Origin of the sequence: Vibrio maritimus, assembly GCF_021441885.1 — a bacterium.
In the GTDB taxonomy this organism is placed as follows: Bacteria; Pseudomonadota; Gammaproteobacteria; order Enterobacterales; family Vibrionaceae; genus Vibrio; species Vibrio maritimus_B.
The window spans coordinates 273,181-289,416 of sequence record NZ_CP090439.1; the positions used below are offsets into that span (position 1 = coordinate 273,181).

Sequence of the window (16,236 nt, forward strand, 5' to 3'; positions counted from 1 at the left end):
AAAGTATTGTACGTAAACTCACTAACATTAACTGTAAGGATTCATCATCTTTTTTGACCAATATCGCTTTCTTGTTACGCTATCCTCTTGCAAGGTTACCTATCAAATTATTTGTACACCTAAAACGCAAAAATCCCCGCTAAGGCAGGGATTTTGATTAGTATGACTGTAGCAACTAGTCGAAAAAATAGATTCTAATCAACCATCATCGCATCACATTTCGCCGCACAGATAAAATCATTCTGATGCAACCCCTTGATGGAGTGACTCCACCAGGTTACGGTCACCTTACCCCACTCTAACAGTATAGAGGGGTGGTGAAACTCATCTTCTGCGAGCTCCGCCACTTGGTTTGAAAATGCCCAAGCCAACTTGAAGTTCTTAAACTTATAAACCTTCTCTAGCTGCGGAATGCCATCACGATCCACAATTTGCCAGTCGTTTAACTCTGTCAGCAACTGTTGTTGCTTGTCTTTGCCAAGCGCAATTGCATCACTGCTGCAGGCTTCACAGCGTAACTCATTAAGCATGTGTTATGTCCTTTGGTTCAAAAAGTGGAGGAAGTAGCCCAGATTCCATTGCGCGAGCAACATCTTGGGATAAGTTTTGTTGTTTCAATTCATAAAGTTGTCGTATGTCGTCGAGCACAAAATAGGTGGGCTGCATAATGTCGATCCGATAGGGTGTTCGAAGCACATTATCAACATTAAACGCTTGGCGAAGCGGTCTCTCATCATCGAGGGCATAAAGTGTTTCGCCAGGGGATGAGAGAATACCGCCGCCGTATATCTTAAGATCACCATTCTGCTCAACTAGACCAAATTCAACCGTAAACCAATATAGCCGCGCCAAATATACGCGCTCTTTACTGTCCGCTTGGTAACCAAGCTGTCCATAGTGCTGCGTATACTGAGCAAAGTCTGGGTCGGTGAGCATTGCACAGTGACCAAAAATCTCATGGAAGAAATCAGGCTCTTGGAGGTAATCAAACTCTTCTCTAGAGCGCAGAAACGTTGCGACAGGAAACTTACGCGCCGCCAAAAGCGCGAAGAATCGATCGAAGTCAATCAGCGCAGGGACAGGCTCTACTTGCCAACCGGTCTCTCGCTTTAGCACATCATTTATCTCTGTTAACTGCGGAGCGCGATCTATCGGCAGATTGAGCAGTTCAAGACCGCGCAAGTACTCTTTACACGCCCTGTCCTTAACAAGATCCAATTGGCGTGCGACTAAATCGTGCCAAATACGATCCTCATCCTCACTCCAATCAATTAATCCCTGTTCATTCACAGGTTTAGATACATACTGAGTCATGCCATTCCCCTTAACAAACTCTTTACATAAAGCCTATGTGTTCGAGTATTCGCTGACAATAACCCAGTAGATCCTGCAGCACGCTTGCGGTGTAACATAAAATTTACATTCGTACTTTTTTAATTGAAAATTCAATCAATTGAAATTCACCATTAAGTTTGACTTCGCGAGCTAAACAACCAAAACTTAGAATCAAAACAACACCCCAAAGAGTGTAAGCAAAATGTTAACACACCCAAATCTAAACCCGCCAATGTGGATACCTGATGCTAATAAAGCAACCAAGAGCCTGTTACAACAATTTATCAACCAGCTCGATCTTGAAGGCTCTGCTCCCATCGATTATCAAAAGCTACACCAATGGAGCCTCGACAACGCTGAGCAGTTCTGGGAGCGGGTTTGGGACTTCTGTGGCGTCATTGGTTCAAAACAAGGTCCAATAGCGACATTAGGTGACGCGGCATGGGGAGCATTGGTACCGGCAAGAGATACCATCTGGTTTTTGAAGTCTCGGCTCAATTATGCTGAGAACTTGCTCGCTTATGGTGACAAAAATGGTGAGAGCCTTGCGATCATATTTCAAAACGAGCAAGGCTACGCTGCCGAGCTTTCATGGCGGGAACTGCAAGACCAAGTGTCACAAATGCAGCAGTGGCTAATCGAGGTAAATATCGGTGAAGGTGACGTTGTAGCGGGGTACTTGCCGCACTCCCCTCACGCCGTCATTGCCATGTTAGCGGCAACAAGCCTTGGGGCAATTTGGACCTCAACTTCACCCGACTTTGGTGCTGAGAGCGTTATCGAGCGTTTCGGTCAGGTAAAACCTAAGGTGTTATTTGGCGTCGACGGGTATCAGTTTGGCGGTAAGTCCTTTTCAATGAATGAAAAGAATCAAGCCATCTGTCACGCGATCGACTCGATCACCCATATTTGCACGATTGGCTATAAGCATTTGGGTCAACAGGAACCTTTGAAGGAAAGCGCTGAGATCGTTAAAAGAGACAAGGCTAACCATGTCGATTGGAACGCTATCTTTACTCACTACAAAAAACAGCCTCTTCGCTTTAATAGGGTCGCATTCAACTCCCCACTGTTTATCCTTTACTCGTCTGGTACCACAGGGAAGCCAAAATGCATCGTCCATTCCGTTGGTGGTATCACATTGAATCACCTCAAAGAGCACAAGCTACATTGTGATATTCGCTCTGATGACCGAGTTTTCTATTACACTACGTGTGGTTGGATGATGTGGAACTGGCATGTGTCTGCACTCGCGAGTGGGGCAACGCTTGTTATTTATGATGGTAATCCCGTTTACCCCTCTGAAGAAGTCCTTTGGGATTTGGCCGAGCGTTCATCGGTGACCTTATTTGGTACTGCAGCTAAGTATCTGGAAGCTATCGAGAAAAACGGTTTTATTCCGAATAATAAGTTTGCACTTACCCACCTCAAAACCCTTTGTTCAACAGGGTCTGTTTTGTACCCAGAGCAATTTGATTATGTCTACCAGGCAATCAAATCTGATCTCCATCTTGCCTCTATTTCTGGCGGTACCGACATTTGTGGCTGCTTCGTCCTTGGTAACCCTATCTCTCCCGTCTATCGAGGAGAATGCCAAGCTCCAGGACTTGGTCTTGATGTTAACGTGTTCAACGCTAACGGAAAGTCAGTTTCAGAAGAGCGCGGCGAGCTCGTTTGTCTTAATAGCTTTCCAAATCAACCAATTGGCTTTTGGAATGATGACGGTGAACGCTACCACAACGCTTATTGGGCTGACTTTGAGCAGTGTTGGAGTCATGGTGACGATGTATTAAAAACAGTAAATGGTGGGATGCGTTTCTTTGGACGCAGTGACGCCACTCTTAACCCAGGCGGTGTGCGTATTGGGACCGCGGAGATCTATCAGCAGGTAAACCAGCTTGATGATATCGTAGACTCTATTGCTGTAGGTCGAACCCATCTTGGCGACGAGAGAATCGTTCTGTTTGTTCAGCTTTCACCAGCAGCGGTACTCAACGAATCTTTGCGCGATTCTATCAAGCAGCAGCTTAAAAGGCATTGCTCTCCTCGCCATGTGCCTGCTGAAATCTATGCTATCAGTGAAATACCGAAAACAAAGTCTGGAAAGTTGGTGGAACTTGCGGTGAAACAAGTGCTGCATGGTAAAGAAGTTAACAACAAAGGTGCAATTGCAAACCCACACGTTCTTGACGAAGTTGCCGAGTTTGCACATTGCGTGTAGCACCTAGTGCACATTGCGTATTGTACCTAGGCTTCTGTTCCATAAGCGCTTTTCGATAGAAAAGCGCGTCGTTCATCTAGATGAACTGATTCTGAACTCCCCACTCATTCTTCATTCAGTGCCCCCCTAGCATACTGGCTCCATCGAATCAGCCGCAACTCAAGAATCACGCGGCTATCTGTATCAACTGATTGACCCCACGGACAAGAGGGAAAGAATGATGAAATCACTAAGCGTAGTTGTTATCACCTTAAATGAAGAAAAACGTATTGCTCGTCTTCTTAGCGATTTGAGCTGTCAAACCTATCAAGATTTTGAAGTCATTGTTGTCGACTCAAACAGTGATGACCGTACCCGCGAAGTTGCTGAAAAATACCACGCCGCACTGCCTAGTTTAACGGTACACCAAATGTCTGATCGTGGCGTAAGCCTAGGTCGAAACACAGGAGCAAACCTGGCTAAAAATGAGCGCCTACTGTTCTTGGATGCGGACGTTCGGTTAGATAAGGATTTTCTTCAAAAGGCTATCGACAAACTTGAAGAAGAAAAGCTCGAAGTTGCGGGTGTTTACATGGGCTCACGCAAACTCGCCCCCGCTTACAAAGCTGGCTACGGTCTTTTCAACGCCGGACTATTTGCTACTCAGTTCTTCTTCCCTACTGCGGTTGGCGCGTGCATTTTCTCAACCAAACGAGTGCACCAAGAGATCGGTGGTTTCGACGAAGAGATCGTACTTTGCGAGGATTGCCACTATGTTAAGAAGGCTGCACAAACATGGCGTTTTCGATTCTTACCAATGAGCTTCCAGTTCGATCCGCGTCGTCTTGAGCAAGATGGCTTCTTTAAAATGGGCTTTACCTACCTAAAAGCGAACGTTCGCCGTTTCATGTTTGGTGAAATGCGCAACAACGAGATGGAATACAAGTTTGGACATTATCAGCAGCAGTAATGCTAGCGCAAATTTGTAACAAGCAAGCTAGGTAAGGATTGGATATGTTTGAAACATTAGGACTGTTTTTTGGATCGCTGTTAGATGCACTTATCGGACCAAACCTCGTCGTGCCAGGCGAGCCTTTCATGATTGCAGCAGGCTATCAGCTCTATTCTGGTGCCTACTTAGCTGTGTTTGCGGTTCTGTTAGGAGGTCTAACTGGCGACCAACTCAGTTTTCTAATTGGACGTCGTTATGGATTCCGCGCCCAAAAATCTTTGATGCGCTGGCAACCTAAAATCCGTCGCCCATTAGCACGCTGCCGCTTACTGATTAATCGTAACGCCTTTTGGGTGATCGCTTTTGCACGCCTACTGGGACCAATCGCGTGGGTAGTGCCCTTTATGGCAGGTGCTAGTCATATCCGATGGAGTAAGTTCTCTGCCTATGCGCTTATTGGGCTTGTCTTAGGTGTTGGTCAGTTTGTTACTTGGGGCTTTCTATTGGCAGCGGGTGTAGACAATGTGCCGATACTGGGTGAAGCCGCGACGTTTGTGTCTGAGCATAAGTATACGCTAGGGCTGACGTTGGTTTCACTTACTCTGCTCTACTTTGGCATCAAGAAGCAGTGGCGCTACTCCTGGCTAAAAGCGTCAAGTCTATTTCTCGCGGGTGCATTAGCACTCAACTACTCGCATTTTTTCTGGTGGAGTGATGACGCCGTTGTGCCGCTTACACAAACACAAAACGTTGAAGTAAACCTTGCTGAGCTTGATTACAAAGTCTACGCAGGACAGTCGACACTATACGCAGCACAGGCCCTTAACGTGGTTTATTTAGGAGAATCACCAGTCAAGCTAATGGACGAGTTAGGTTGGATTCAAAATAAAACCTTCTCTCGCAGTGATATTGAGCTAGCAGATTATGTTTCTCTACTACAGCAGCGCACACCGCCCGTCTCTGACTTGCTTTGGAATGGTCAGCCTCAGCATTTCGCTTTTCAGCTACCAGGGACACTGACTCATCGCTCACACATACGATGGTGGTATGCGGGTATTGATGCTCAAACCAAACAACCCGTTTGGGTTGGCGCATTAAGCTACGATGACGGGCTTAAGTTAACACCCTATGGAGGAATTGTTACCGTACTGCACTCTATCTCGCCCGATGTCGACGTTGAACGAGAGCAGTTAAAAACCGACGTATTCAGATTGAATGACCGATGGAACGCGGAAAACATTCAGCTTGCTTCTGTAACGAAGAACAACAGTCAACACGACTACTTTACAGATGGCCATGTGCTTGTAGTTTCTGAACAAGCCTCTTATGTAAACAACCTGCAACCACCTGAAAGTATTACATTTATTACCATGAGCCCACAATCATAAATGAGCTAAGTTACTGATATTTAGATGTCATCCGTCGATTTGTTTAGAAGCGCGAAATATATTAATTAGCCGTGTCAAACATCGACGGTTCGTTAATTAGCATTTAGCTCTGTGACTGATTGTATCAACTAATTTCAGACACATTGATGTTACAAAGCCGCATACCTTATATTCACGTTCAGCAAAGACCTTCCAAGTTTTTGTAAAGTCAGCTCAAATAATAAAGGTATAAAAATCCATGATCACTTTGGCCCGTTTCGCATCAACAAGCGATCCAAACCAACTGCGCAACTCAACGCGCCCACAGCCTGCAGCGCCACCGGCACAGCATGCGATCCTTTCTTTCTTCCAATTAAATGCGCTTGTTCCATCCTTTCCACGCAGTACGCGAACCGTTCTTCATACTAAGTCATATCATTCTAAATTCGCTCAACATAATGACATAGTAACAAGACAACTATCTTCCCAATCCTGTTTCAAACACTCTTTTTCAGCTCTCTCTTCCCATTGTGGAGGATTGGCATGATAGAAATTCACTGGACGGTCGCCCTAGCTATGAGTTTTTGCAGTATGCTCGGTGTTCTACAAATGTATGGTCGTCGTATCGACCGTTTCTTCAAACGTGTAGTAGAAAACATGCTTCGCGTCGGTAAAGGCTCAATGAAAGCGTCTAGCTACTCACAGCAGCGAACAGAGACAGAGCTATACCAGATTGGACATCAAGAAAGAAAGTACGAGTTTGGCGATTACATTCGACAGCAGAGTAGAAGAAAAGAAGACGATTAATTTCGATAGGCGAGCTTTCCTGTTTCGCTAATCAAGTACGTGACTCAAAACTAACGTTGAGTCACGTACCTCTCCATCTATGTTCGAACTGCTACGCCGTTACTGATAGAACAAGCCAAATGTTGTATGCACTGTAACCGGCTAACAGCAGCGCACCCTCAACTCGATTGATTCGGCCTTGGCGACCAAATCCATAAGCCATAAAGAACAGCGCCACTGTCATCGCCATCATCACTAGCCAGTCACGAGATAATACCGCTTCAGGCACGCTCGCGATTGGTGAGATCATACCTGCAATACCAACGACAGCTAGAATATTAAACATATTGGATCCCACGACGTTACCGATGGCAATATCATGCTCCCCTTTACGTGCTGCCGCGATGGAAGCCGCTAACTCTGGTAGCGATGTACCAAGCGCCACTATGGTTAGACCAATAATAAGGTCACTGATGCCAAGGGATTGAGCTATCGCCACCGCTCCCCATACAAGAATGCGTGAACTGACTACCAGCAGTACAAGGCCGAGTACCAACCAGAATATCGCCCTCCCTAACGACATCGTCTTCTCTTGCAGCTCTTGCTCGGTATCGGTTTCTAGTGGGTCGCCTTTACCCTTGATTCCAGAATAAATGCTCCAGCTTATTAAGCTGAAAAAGCCAATAAGTAAAATCGCCGCTTCACCGCGTCCTAGCACACCATTCCAAAGTAATGCACCAAGCAATAGACTGATAGCGAACAGTAATGGTAGCTCTTTCTTAACAATCACGGATTGCACCATAATCGGTGCGATCACTGCAGTAACACCTAAGATAAGGCCAGTGTTAACAATGTTTGAGCCTAACGCATTACCCAAAGCAAGCTCTGGGTTCCCCTCTGCCGCCGCCATCGCTGACACCACCATCTCTGGTGCAGAGGTACCAAAACCAACAATGACCATACCTATCAGTAGCGGAGGCATCCCAGCGTGACTCGCCGTTGCCGCAGCACCATCGACAAATCGGTCTGCACTCCAAACCAATAAGATAAAACCAACCAGAATCGCCAATGCGGCAAGTGTCATATCTGTGTCCTCAGTAGGGAAAGATGTGTATGTTTGACAAGCAAGTCACTGTCTCCAGTGACAATTTTAGGACGGGAATAGTGAACTTACATGATTCGCTTCGTCAAATAATGATTTTTATCGTGGCGACAAAAAACGAGCCCTCAAAGACTCGTTCTTTTGGTTACCAAACAAGGTAGGACCTTGTCGATTACTCTTGATGCTCGCGTGCCTTGTTGTAAGCCACTCTCTGTAAGTTGGCACCAATCCCTTGGTCACCCAACATTCGCTCCCAAAGCATGGAAATTTGGTCAAGGCTACGCTCACTAGGATAGCGAGTCGGAGCCTCCAATAACTGCCATTTTGAGTCGGCCGTGGCTTTAGCGAAAACGAACTCAAACGCCAAGCTATCCGCCATACCTAACCGAAGATCAGACACAATCAGCTTTTCTCCATCTTGGCGATATCCCAAAAACCCATGTGAAAAGGCTTCTAAGCCAATGAGAGTCTGCGGCTTACTCTCGAGAGGCCACTCGCCACGCGAACGCTGAATGAAGTCAATTTGACTATCAGAATCAAGCAGAGATGCTAGCCCCTCGAAATACTGATCACCTTCAACGACAACAACGCGCCAAAGTAGAGTGTTAAATGGTGACGGTGTGATTAATACTTGGTCATTGCTAATGTTTTGTGCTGCGAGGTTTTCCTCGACTCGGTTGGCGATGACCTGCTGGGCTGCAAAGCCCCACAAGAGATACAAGCTCGATACTAAAACAACGCCCTGGCACCAACGCCCACCCACACGCTTGGAAAACAACGCAACGACAATACCAATAAGCAGAGGTATGGTGTAAAGCGGGTCGATAATAAACACATTACCTACTTCAAAGTAACCGGGCAGTGGCCACAGCAACTGAGTGCCATACGTGGTCATCGCATCTATTGCGACATGTGTAACCAGCACACTGAGAACTAAAGCAAAGACTCGTTTAAACGACCAAAACGCATCAGGTCTAAGACGGCAATAGAGCCAAGATACAAAAAGTGAAAAAATGGGAATGAGCAACAAAGAGTGGGTAAAGCCACGATGCTTAATGGTATTACTCACCGCATCACCATAGTCAATGACGACATCTAAATCGGGCAGCGTACCAAGTGCCGCGCCAGTTAATAAAACTTTGGCATTGCATCGCTTGCCTGCAATCGCTCCCGCTACGGTTGCCCCTAATGCGGCTTGGGTTACTGAATCCATTGGGTTTCTTTGTGTCCTTGGTGAATTAAACTGATTGCTTTTGTTTACGTAAGTGCGAACTAAACGACCACAAACGACTTATAATTTTCCTTTGGCTTTGAGCCACTTAAGCCCCTCACGCTTCGCTAACCCTTCGATTTTTTGTGACTCAATGAATTGAACTACTGCTGCTGGCTCAGTTTTCGAATACTCACGTAAACTCCACCCAATTGCTTTTTGAATGAAGAACTCTTTATCATCGAGGTTCTCGCCGATGATATCAAACAGCAGTGCTTCGTCAGTGTTTTGCTTGAACTTAAGCTGATAGAGAATTGCCGTTCGTCTTAGCCAAATATTGTCACTTTCGCGCCACTTTTGGATAAAGCTCGCGGCCTCAACAGGAAAGCGCTGAAACAAGCTCGCGACAATGTGAGTCGCTAGCATATCAACCGTGTCCCACCAAGCTTTTGTCGTGATCCAACGCTCTGCATGCCCCAAAAACGAGCTCGGTAAGACTTTCTTTTGTTTAATTAGGAGATCAATCGCCACAAGTTGATACTCTCGTTCAGGCAGTATCCAAAGCTCATCAACTACCTCTGAAAGCTCACCAAGGCTGGGCATCTTCCCTTTCAAAAACAACGGCTTTAGAGCCTCTCGTCGAGGCCCCGCTTGGATTCCAAAGAACTCATACTGATCTCTCATGTATGCCTTCATAAAGGCAGCGTTTTCACTATTTCTGAGAGGGATGAGTGCCTCTGTCACCTCGCTATTCCAAACATGCATCGCTGTTTCCTATCACTCGCTAGCAAAGGTTCGTTGTAATCTTGCAACAGCTTCAATCACTCTTGAACGCGGTGTCGCCAGATTAAAGCGAAGGAACTGCTCACCACCTAAACCGAAACTCGATCCATGGTTCGCCGCGATCTTAGCTTCACTCTGCACTTTGCCAATGACTTCGTCGGAAGTCAGCCCAGTTTCAGAAAAATCGACCCAAGAGAGATAGGTTGCTTCCAAAGGCATTGATTTTAAGCCTTTAATCTTATTGACGCCCTCGTCAAATAAACGGCGATTCTCATCAAGATAATCGACCAATGCGTCCAACCACGCTTCACCATGTTCATAAGCCGCTGTTGCCATCAACATGCCAATTCGGTTAGGTCCGATACCGGCAGCGTTGAGTACAAATTGAAACTTTTCGCGAAGCTCTGTATTCGGAATAATCGCAGCGCCTGTTAGCGCCGAGGCGATATTGAATGTCTTGGTTGTCGCAGCCAGAATGACCATGTTTTGCTCATGCTCGGGAGCGGCCAGAGTAGCAACGGTATGCTGGTGAGGAGGGAAAACGAGGTCATGGTGGATTTCATCAACAACCAATACCAGTTTTTGGCGATGACAGAAGTCCGCGACTTCTCGGATCTCTTCCTTACTCCAAACACGTCCGCCTGGATTATGAGGAGAGCATAAGATAACGAGCTTTTCATGGCCTTTTAAGTTTGCTTCAAGCCCCGCTATATCCATTTCGTAGCGGCCTTGGTTCTCAACCAACGGACTTTCAACAACGACACGCTGATTGGCTTTGATTACCCGCGAAAACGCATGATAAACAGGCGTAAAGAGTATAACGCCGTCATCCGGTTCAGTATAAGCTTGAACGCACAGAGCCGTGCCTTGAACAAGACCAGCACAGGTTAGGATCCACTCCGGTGATACTTCCCAGTTGTGTCTTTTTTGCATCCAATTAACCACAGATGCCTTATAGCGTGAGTCGTCACCGTAATAACCATTCACACCATTCGCTGCCGCATCGAGAAGGGCTTGGTTAACTTCAGACGGCGCTTTGAAGTCCATATCCGCGACCCACATGGGTAGACCATCGTCCGCAGACACTCCAAAGCTCGCTTCCATTTCATCCCACTTTGCCGAGTGGGTTCCTCTACGCTCTACAATCTCATCAAAATCAAACATGGTCTGTCTTCGCTCTAGCTAACAATGCAAACCAGTTTAAACGCCTGATTTAAAAAGAGCTAGAGGCTTAACTCGACATAGTTAATTGCAAGTGCCCCGTATGAGGGTCGGTTGATTCATCAACGATAGTGAAGCCACAGCGATGGTAGAAGCCGATGGCACGGCAGTTATCTTTGTAGACACAAAGTGACAAGGCATCGCGTTTACGCCTCGCATCTAATAACAAACTCATACCTATGCCGCCACCTTGTAGCTGAGGTTCAACAAACAATGCGGCAAGTTGTTTATCGACGAGGGAGTAAAACCCGACCACCCTGCCAGCTTGTTCAAACACATAAGTCTCTGAGTTAGGGAGATATTGCTCACGCATATCATCAAGCTTCTGATGCCAAAACATAGGCTCAACAAAGTCATGGGCCTCTACAGAAGCGGCCAGCCAAACCTTAAGTATGCTCTCGGTATCTGCGTCGGTGTACTCTCTGATCATCGGTCCTATTCCATGTAGTATTTGAATCCAAAATGGCTCTTTTCAAACCCAAGTCGCTCATAAAAGCGATGCGCCCTTTCTCTGACTTGATTGCTTACCAGCTGAACGATCTTACAGCCTTTCTGTCTCGATTGTTCGATGGCAAACTTCACTAGCGCCGCGCCGACTCCTTGTCCTTGTGCGTTATTAGCGATAAACACGCCTTCAATATTAGCTCGTATTTCACCGTTGTAAGTAAATTGAGGAATAAAACTCAGCTGTAATGTGCCAACTACCACATTGTCTAACGTCGCAACGTAAAGAAAATGATCGCTTGAGTGCTCGAACAACTCGAAAATAGCTTGCATGTCATCGGTTATCTCGCCATGACATGCTTGCTTCAACTCGGGTTTGTCATCCCAGAAAAGCGGTAAAATGAAAGGTAGATCTTGCTGATTTGCTAGACGGATGTTTAAGGTTGGATTGTTGGTCATCATTGTGTTTGGCTTATCTATAAACTGTCTTCAACCAAGCAGTATGTAGTAGTTTCATTACCAAAGATTGACAGCCAAAGCTCAACAAGTCTTCGCTTCTACTTTCTCACAAATATACTGCCCAATGGGAATCGCCGAGGTTGCTGCTGGGGATGGTGCATTACAAACATGAAGACTGCGAGGCGTTTCAGCGAAGAGAAAGTCATGCACTAGCCGTCCATCAGACATCACCGCTTGCGCTCTGATACCCGCAGGATAAGGCTCTAGGTCATGCATTTCTATTGATGGGCAGTATTTACGCACTAACTGCAAATAGCCAGGGCGCCAGAGAGAGTTTTTAAACTCTGTTAATCCTGTTTTGAAATGAGCGGCCGTTACTTTCCAAAAACCTTTAAAACGAAGCATTTGTAACGTGTCTTCGAGACTGACATTGAAGTCACCATAACCTTCTCGTTTAAAGCCTTGAACGGCATTAGGCCCAACCGTCACAGAGCCGTCAATCATCCTGGTTAAATGAACACCCAGAAACGGCAATTCGGGATCTGGAATTGGATATATCAAATGCTTGACGATTTGATTGTGACGCGCCGCTAGGCGGTAATATTCACCGCGATAGGGAATAATTTGAAAGTCTGGTGTTATACCGATCATCGTCGCGAGGCGGTCAGCCATTAGCCCGCCACACACAATGAGCTGTTTGCACTTCAATATCGATTTAGATGAACTCGATACACATTCGACCTCCACACGCTCTTTATGCTCGGTGAGATCGGTAACACGACTTGATAGGTAAAGTTTGCCACCCAACTTGGTAAACGCCTGCGCCATCCTTTCAGTGACTAGCCGATAGTCAACAATACTGGTCGAGTGAACCTTAATGGCACCCAAGCCGCTGATCGCTGGTTCCATATCTCGGAGCTCATCTTCATCAATCAACTCGACATCGATTTGGTTATCGTGACAGCGCTGGTACAAAGCCTCCATTCGTTGCTTTTCGATCTCATTGGTCGCCACCAGCAGCTTTCCACAGTTTTCGACCGCTATACCGTACTCGTCGCAAAATCGTTTCGTTGCCTCAGCACCTCTGCGGCAAAACTCAGCTTTAAGGCTTCCCGGCTGATAATAGACTCCGGCATGAATCACTCCGCTATTATGACCTGTCTGATGCGCCGCCAGCGTCGACTCTTTTTCTACAATGGCTATTTGAGCACCAGGATGCCTCTGCTGTAGTTGCCAAGCCGTCGATACCCCAACAATACCACCACCAATAACGATATAGTCATAAAGCTCTGTCATCACATCCCCTGTGAAATGTCCTGTTTCTAATACCTTACTCTCTGTTTTTCGCACAAGAAAGTGTCGGCGTCACTGCTTTCAAATAAAGAGATATCGAACCTTGGTAAATAGCGCGTTTATCTTCTTCGCTGGCAGAAGAGAATTGCATTGAAAAGGCAAAGCCATGTAAGTAATCCGCGAGTAGATTGACAGCATTTTGGCGCTCACTTATCGTCAAATTGATAGCGTCTACAATCTCATTGAATCTTGACATGAATACGTCTGCAGGACCGCTGCTTTTCATCTTAAACAAGGTTTCCAGAAGTCCCGGATACTCACCAAGCAATTTAAGATAACTCCAGCCCAGCTCTGACACCTCCTCTTGCCATCGAGTAGTGCCAGTTGGCTCGTAAATTCCCTCAACGAGAGAAATTGCAACCGCCTCGAGGACGCTATCTTTATTGTTGAAATAGTGATAAATCGCCATGGCATCGATATTAAGTTCTTTCGCTAACGCTCTGATGCTTGGGATCTTTCCGTCTGCCTTCATCATAGCTTTTGCCGTATCGACAATACGCTCTTGACTCAGTCCGTCTTTCCCTTTTTCGGGGCGTCCTCGTTTCTTCAGCTTGACAGTCATAAGAATTCCTAGCTAAACTTTAATTAATTTCTACACTGTAGAATTTTAGCAAAGATAGGCTAAATTGAACACATTTTCTGATATGAACTAGGAGCTCACCATGGCTAACATCGTTTACATTGCTACCAGCCTCGATGGTTACATCGCCGACAAAGACAACGGCGTTGAATGGTTGCATGACATTCCAAATCCAGAGGGCTCGGATTTTGGTTTCGCGGAGTTCATGGACAGAGTTGACGCACTCGTAATGGGTAGAAACACACTAGAAATCGTATTGAGTTTTGACTGCGATTGGCCCTACTCAAAGCCTGTCTTTGTACTGAGCAACACAATGACTGAAGTACCGAAAGGGTTAGAGGGCAAAGTGTTTTTGGTCAACGGTGAGCTCAAAGATATCGTTGAAGACCTTGCTCAAAAGGGCTACCAAGATCTCTATATCGATGGCGGTAAAACCATTCAGAGCTTTTTGAGGGAAGACCTAATTGATGAGCTGATTATTAGCACAATTCCAGTGTTACTTGGTGGCGGTATATCTCTATTCGGTGAGCTAGACAAGCCGCTGAAGTTTAAGCATGAGTCTGCGGAAAGGTATGCCGATTGTATCGTTAAGAATCGATTTGTGAGAGTCTAGATCTATTGGTCCCGGCTGCAGATACCGTAACCGGGACAACAAGATCATGTAATGGAACAATAGTTAACTTTCAAATGAAAGCTTACCCCCAAACGCCCCACTCCAATCCTTATCAAACTGTTCAACCGCTGGTTCAATCGCTGGATGAGAGAACATCTGCGCTGCAACATCTACTGGCAAGGTAATAGCACCAATCCCTAGCTTCATAACATCCATCGCTTGTTGAACATTCTTGAAACTCGCTGCCAAAATTTTTGCTGGCAAACCATTTTTCTCGATCAGTGTTTGGATATCACGAACAACCGCCACACCGTCACCATTCATCGCATCGATACGGTTCACATAAGGTGCCAAATAATCAGCGCCACATAGCGCGGCCATAAATCCTTGTTGAGCGGTGTAAATCGCGGTAGCGAGAACCTGAATACCTTCTTTTTTCATTAGCTTAATCGCAGCGAGACCCTTCTCTGTCGCCGGTACCTTCACGACCATATCGTAAGGAAGTTCATTAAGCATCTTTGCCTCTGCTACCATGCCAGCGACATCTTTACTAACGACTTGTGCATGAAAGCGAGCTTCTTTACCTAAAACGTCAGACATTGCCTTTAGCGTCTCGGTGAGACCCGTACCTGATTTCGCAACGATAGTCGGGTTGGTTGTAATACCTTTTAATGGGAAACACTGGTTAAAGCGAGCGGTTTCATTTACATCGGCTGTATCTAAATAGAGTTCAATCATAGTTATCTCTCGGACCTTTCTTTGAACAATCTCAAGTTGTGAACAATATAGATCCAGCGAATGTTTCAGATCTTGACCTTGATCAAAACAAACTTCAAATGAAACCATTAAATTTCATTTATCGAAAGCAATGAACTTCCAAAAACGAAACCTATGAAGAATGTGAGATTCGAATTAGAGAGAGGCTAGCATGTACTTCAACATACAAAGATTTTCAACTCACGATGGCGATGGCATTCGCAGCATCCTTTTTTTAAAGGGCTGCAGCTTGGCGTGTCCATGGTGTCAGAACCCTGAAAGTCGTAGCCCAAAGCACTCGTTACTATTCGATGAGCGCAGTTGCCTCGAGCAATGTACATCCTGTGTCGATGTTTGCCCTTCAATTGAAAAAACGAAAGACACCATCACTATCAACAGACAGAAACTGGATGAAGCGCAGATCATCGCGCTGAAAAATGTCTGTCCGACACAAGCGCTAAGCGTCTGCGGCGAAGAAGCGCAAGAAGGTGTGCTCATTGACACGCTGATGAAAGACAAGCCGTTCTACGATCAAAGCGGTGGAGGCGTAACGTTTTCAGGTGGTGAGCCTTTAATGCAATCGGATCTGGTGACGTCAATCGCAACCGAATTGCAGCAACAAGGTGTCAATACTGCTATCGAAACCTGCATGCATGTGCCATGGAAAAATGTTGAACAAGCTGCGCCTCACATTGATTGCTGGCTAGCAGATCTTAAACACACTAATGAACAGAAGTTTCTCGAGTGGGCACAAGGCTCTTTGAAACGAATCAAAGCCAACTTTCAAAAGCTCGCTCCAATCGCTAAACGCATTGTCATTCGTGTCCCTGTAGTACCGGGATTTAACGATACCGAAGCTGAGCTTGCTGACATTATCGACTTTGCCGCTTCACTTGAAAGCTGCAACGAAATTCACCTGTTGCCCTACCACACCTTGGGCATCAACAAATACCGTCTGCTTGATATGCCTTACTTATGTGCAGACAAACCACTGAACAACCCTGAACTGCTTGAATACGCGCAACAGCACGCTAAGCAGTATTCGCATATGAACGTGATCGTACGAGGTTAATTA

17 protein-coding genes are annotated in these 16,236 nt (G+C 45.9%); 6 read left to right on the plus strand and 11 right to left on the minus strand.

What is annotated here, in order from left to right; translation table 11 throughout:
- Positions 1-194 precede the first annotated feature (194 nt).
- Positions 195-530 carry a 4a-hydroxytetrahydrobiopterin dehydratase gene (locus LY387_RS17815; protein ID WP_234497131.1) on the minus strand — a complete coding sequence of 112 codons (336 nt, stop codon included), beginning with the start codon at positions 528-530 and terminating at the stop codon, positions 195-197.
- Positions 523-1,314, minus strand: a complete 792-nt coding sequence (gene phhA / locus LY387_RS17820) for a phenylalanine 4-monooxygenase (RefSeq protein WP_234497134.1) — start codon at positions 1,312-1,314, stop codon at positions 523-525. Before phhA ends, LY387_RS17815 begins: the two co-directional genes overlap by 8 nt.
- Positions 1,315-1,537: 223 nt before the next feature.
- On the opposite strand from phhA, the gene LY387_RS17825 reads away from it, so the two are divergent.
- The 4 genes from LY387_RS17825 (at position 1,538) to LY387_RS17840 (ending at position 6,661) form a co-directional block, all read left to right on the plus strand.
- On the plus strand, positions 1,538-3,556 hold the full coding sequence (locus LY387_RS17825; protein WP_419153461.1) for an acetoacetate--CoA ligase: 2,019 nt from the start codon (positions 1,538-1,540) through the stop codon (positions 3,554-3,556).
- 220 nt (positions 3,557-3,776) lie between these two features.
- Positions 3,777-4,505, plus strand: coding sequence for a glycosyltransferase family 2 protein (locus LY387_RS17830; protein WP_128648719.1), 729 nt, complete (start codon positions 3,777-3,779; stop codon positions 4,503-4,505).
- Between the two features lie 44 nt (positions 4,506-4,549).
- A complete protein-coding gene (locus LY387_RS17835; protein WP_234497139.1) occupies positions 4,550-5,875 on the plus strand; it encodes an LssY C-terminal domain-containing protein in 1,326 nt (441 codons plus the stop codon).
- Positions 5,876-6,397: 522 nt separating this feature from the next.
- A complete protein-coding gene (locus LY387_RS17840) occupies positions 6,398-6,661 on the plus strand; it encodes a hypothetical protein (RefSeq protein WP_128648690.1) in 264 nt (87 codons plus the stop codon).
- Between the two features lie 91 nt (positions 6,662-6,752).
- On the opposite strand, the gene LY387_RS17845 is transcribed toward LY387_RS17840, so the two are convergent.
- The 8 genes from LY387_RS17845 to LY387_RS17880 all read right to left on the minus strand — a co-directional run bounded on the left by LY387_RS17845 (position 6,753) and on the right by LY387_RS17880 (position 13,774).
- The gene (locus LY387_RS17845; RefSeq protein ID WP_234497141.1) at positions 6,753-7,724 is read right to left on the minus strand and encodes a calcium/sodium antiporter; all 972 of its coding nucleotides are present in this window, start codon (positions 7,722-7,724) and stop codon (positions 6,753-6,755) included.
- A 190-nt stretch (positions 7,725-7,914) separates the two neighbouring features.
- Complete coding sequence (locus LY387_RS17850) at positions 7,915-8,955, minus strand: metal-dependent hydrolase (protein ID WP_234497142.1); 1,041 nt, start codon at positions 8,953-8,955, stop codon at positions 7,915-7,917.
- A 78-nt stretch (positions 8,956-9,033) separates the two neighbouring features.
- Entirely contained in the window at positions 9,034-9,717 is a 684-nt protein-coding gene (locus tag LY387_RS17855; protein WP_234497143.1) for a DNA alkylation repair protein, read from the minus strand.
- 12 nt (positions 9,718-9,729) lie between these two features.
- The gene (locus tag LY387_RS17860) at positions 9,730-10,899 is read right to left on the minus strand and encodes a MalY/PatB family protein (protein WP_234497144.1); all 1,170 of its coding nucleotides are present in this window, start codon (positions 10,897-10,899) and stop codon (positions 9,730-9,732) included.
- 67 nt (positions 10,900-10,966) lie between these two features.
- Positions 10,967-11,386 (minus strand): N-acetyltransferase, encoded by a 420-nt coding sequence (locus LY387_RS17865; RefSeq protein ID WP_128648688.1) that lies wholly within the window; start codon positions 11,384-11,386, stop codon positions 10,967-10,969.
- Positions 11,387-11,391: 5 nt separating this feature from the next.
- Positions 11,392-11,862 (minus strand): GNAT family N-acetyltransferase, encoded by a 471-nt coding sequence (locus LY387_RS17870; protein ID WP_234497145.1) that lies wholly within the window; start codon positions 11,860-11,862, stop codon positions 11,392-11,394.
- 78 nt (positions 11,863-11,940) lie between these two features.
- Positions 11,941-13,155, minus strand: coding sequence for an L-2-hydroxyglutarate oxidase (gene lhgO, locus LY387_RS17875; protein WP_234497146.1), 1,215 nt, complete (start codon positions 13,153-13,155; stop codon positions 11,941-11,943).
- Between the two features lie 34 nt (positions 13,156-13,189).
- Positions 13,190-13,774: a TetR/AcrR family transcriptional regulator gene (locus LY387_RS17880; protein ID WP_234497147.1), complete on the minus strand. Its 585-nt coding sequence runs from the start codon at positions 13,772-13,774 to the stop codon at positions 13,190-13,192.
- 100 nt (positions 13,775-13,874) lie between these two features.
- Here LY387_RS17880 and LY387_RS17885 point away from each other — a divergent pair, with 100 nt between their 5' ends.
- The gene (locus LY387_RS17885) at positions 13,875-14,405 is read left to right on the plus strand and encodes a dihydrofolate reductase family protein (RefSeq protein ID WP_234497148.1); all 531 of its coding nucleotides are present in this window, start codon (positions 13,875-13,877) and stop codon (positions 14,403-14,405) included.
- 63 nt (positions 14,406-14,468) lie between these two features.
- Here the strand turns inward: LY387_RS17885 and LY387_RS17890 are convergent, their stop codons facing one another.
- Positions 14,469-15,143, minus strand: coding sequence for a fructose-6-phosphate aldolase (locus LY387_RS17890; protein ID WP_234497150.1), 675 nt, complete (start codon positions 15,141-15,143; stop codon positions 14,469-14,471).
- A 190-nt stretch (positions 15,144-15,333) separates the two neighbouring features.
- Between LY387_RS17890 and LY387_RS17895 the strand changes: the two genes are divergently transcribed.
- Positions 15,334-16,233 carry a glycyl-radical enzyme activating protein gene (locus LY387_RS17895; protein WP_234497151.1) on the plus strand — a complete coding sequence of 300 codons (900 nt, stop codon included), beginning with the start codon at positions 15,334-15,336 and terminating at the stop codon, positions 16,231-16,233.
- The last annotated feature ends 3 nt before the right edge of the window (positions 16,234-16,236 follow it).